The following is a 3,154-nucleotide window of genomic DNA, read 5'->3' on the forward strand; positions in this document are numbered from 1 at the left end:
CCTTTCGGATCTCGGCTCCAACGGGACGGTGACGATCCTGATGGTTGCGGTTAACGACGCGCCTGTGGCCAATGATGATGCCGTGACGACGCCTGAAGAGGTTGCTGTTGCGCTGAACCCGACGCTGCCGGGTGATGTTGATGATCTGACCACGGTTCTGACGGTGACGGTCGATCAATTGCCGAACGCCACGACCGAGGGCACGATCAGCTACACGCCGGACGGCGGTGGTGCGGCGGTGACGCTGGCGCTTGGCGATACGATCTCGGTCGCAGAGCTGGCGACCACCCTGTTTACGCCTGCCACCGACTTCAACGGCACAGCCACATCCTTCGCCTACACCGTCTCCGACGACGGGGGCGCAAGCGACACAGGCTCCGTCGCCATCACAGTCACCCCCATCAACGACGCCCCGGATGCGGCAAGTGATGCGGTCACGGCCAACGAAGACGTTCCAACGCTGCTGACGGTCACACCGCCTGTGGATGTGGATGATGTGGCGGCAGCCCTGACGGCGACGATCAACCAGGTGCCATTGCCGGGTGAAGGCACGATTATATATACGCCGGACGGTGGCGGTTCTGCCACGCTGGCTGCTGGCGATACGCTGTCGATGAGCGAGCTTGCGACGCTGAGCTTTACGTCAGCGCCCGATTATACCGGTCCGGTGACCCCGCTGAGCTACACGGTCACGGACGATGATGGCCTGTCGGATGCGGGCTCCAACGGCACGGTCAACATTGCGATTGTGCCTGTGAACGACGCGCCAGTTGGCAACACGGATGCTGTCAGCGTGACGGAAGACACGCCCACACCGCTGAACCCGACGGCACCGACCGATATTGACGATGCTCCTGCCGATCTGACGGTGACGATCACCGCAATCCCGAACCCGACGAGCCAGGGCGTGGTGAGCTATACGCCGGACGGCGGCGGCACGGCGACCTTGCTTGCCGGCGATGCGCTGAGCCTGACCGAGTTCGCGACGCTGTCGTTTGCGCCGGTTGCTGATTATGACGGTCTGGTCGATGCGATCACCTACACGGTTGCTGACGACGATGGCCTGACGGATACGGGCTCCATTGCGATCACGCTGGTTGCGGTCAACGACGCGCCGGATGCCGTGGTTGATACGGTTGATGTGACGGAAGATACGGCGACACCGCTTGCCATCACCTTGCCGAGCGATGTGGATGATGTTCCAGCCGATCTGAGCGTGATCATCACGCAAACACCGCTGGCTGGTGAAGGTACGATCACGTACACGCCGGACGGTGGCGGTGCTGATCTGACGCTGGCTGCTGGCGATACGCTGACGCTGAGCGAGCTGGCCACGGCCACGTTCACGCCGGTGCCGGATTACACCGGTCCGGTCACCTCGCTGACCTATACGGCGCAGGACGACGAGTTTGCGGCTGATGCCGGTTCGTTCGGCACGGTTGATATCACGATTGTGCCTGTGAACGACGCGCCCGTTGGCAACACGGATGCTGTCAGCGTGACGGAAGACACGCCCACACCGCTGAACCCGACGGCACCGACCGACATTGACGATGCTCCTGCCGATCTGACGGTGACGATCACCGCAATCCCGAACCCGACGAGCCAGGGCGTTGTCAGCTATACGCCGGACGGCGGCGGCACGGCGACCTTGCTTGCCGGCGATGCGCTGAGCCTGACCGAGTTCGCGACGCTGTCGTTTGCGCCGGTTGCTGATTATGACGGTCTGGTCGATGCGATCACCTACACGGTTGCTGACGACGATGGCCTGACGGATACGGGCTCCATTGCGATCACGCTGGTTGCGGTCAACGACGCGCCGGATGCGTTTGACAACACGGTGTCTGCCAACGAAGACGTGGCAACCGCGCTCAACATCACGCTGCCGAGCGATGTGGACGATGTTCCCGCCGATCTGAGCGTGACGATCACGCAGGTTCCAACCGCAGGCCAGGGCACGATCCGCTACACGCCGGACGGTGGTGGCACGGCGCTCGTGCTGGCTGCCGGTGACGCGCTGACGCTGAGCGAGCTGGCCACGGCCACGTTCCGCGGTGCTGCTGATTATACCGGTCCGGTAACGCCGCTCACCTATGCTGTTGCAGACGATGCTGGCGCATCTGACGCCGGTTCTGTCGGCACGGTCGATATCACGATTGTGCCTGTGAACGACGCGCCAGTGGCCAACACGGACTTCGTGTCGGTGATCGAGGACACGCCCACCGCGCTGAACCCGACTGCGCCCACCGATGTGGATGATGTTGATGCAAGTCTGGTGATCACGGTCACCCAGATCCCGAACCCGACGAGCCAGGGTGTGGTGAGCTACACCGATGGTGGTGGTGCCACGCAGACATTGACTGCCGGCACGGTGCTAACCCCTGCGGAGTTCGACACTTTGTCGTTCACGCCAGCGACGGATTATGCCGGTTCGGTTGATCTGCTGCGCTATTCGGTTGCCGATGATGACGGTGCGACGACGACGGCTGGCACGATTGCCATCGTTCTGACGCCGATCAACGACGCGCCTGAGGCTTTTGCTGATGTTGTTGGCGTTGCTGAGGAGGGGACGGTTGCGCTTAATGTTACGGCTCCGGTTGATGTTGATGATGTTGCTGCCAATCTGACGGCCCGTATTGATCAGGTTCCCGGCGCGTCGCAGGGCGTGTTGAGCTATACGCCGGATGGTGGCGGAGCGGCACAGGTTGTGGCTGTTGGCGACGATCTTTCGATGAGCGAGCTTGCCAGCGTGACGTTTACGGGCGCGAGTGATTTCAACGGCCCTGTGACGCAGGTGATCTACACGGTGCGCGATGATGCTGGCGCATCTGACGCCGGTTCTGTCGGCACGGTCGATATCACGGTCACGCCGGTCAACGACGCGCCTGAGGGCAATGTGGATGCGGTCAGCGTGACGGAAGACACGGTCACGCCGCTGACGCCGACCTTGCCGAGCGATGTGGATGATGTTGCCGCCGATCTGACGGTAACGATCAACACGGTTCCGAACGCCGCGACCCAGGGCACGGTTCGTTACACCGATGCCGGCGGTGCCACGCAGACGCTGTCTGCGGGTGACGCCCTGACGGTTACCGAGTTTGCGACACTGTCGTTTGCGCCGGTTGCTGATTATGACGGTGCTGTTGATGCGGTG

At 62.5% G+C, this 3,154-nt stretch carries 1 protein-coding gene; it reads left to right on the forward strand.

Annotated elements, in window-relative coordinates; genetic code table 11:
- On the forward strand, nt 1–3,154 hold a 3,154-nt coding region (locus tag ACFQ14_RS00005), incomplete at both ends, for a beta strand repeat-containing protein (protein ID WP_377210645.1).

The sequence above is a fragment of the Pseudahrensia aquimaris genome (assembly GCF_042676045.1).
In the GTDB taxonomy this organism is placed as follows: domain Bacteria; phylum Pseudomonadota; class Alphaproteobacteria; order Rhizobiales; family Rhizobiaceae; genus Pseudahrensia; species Pseudahrensia aquimaris.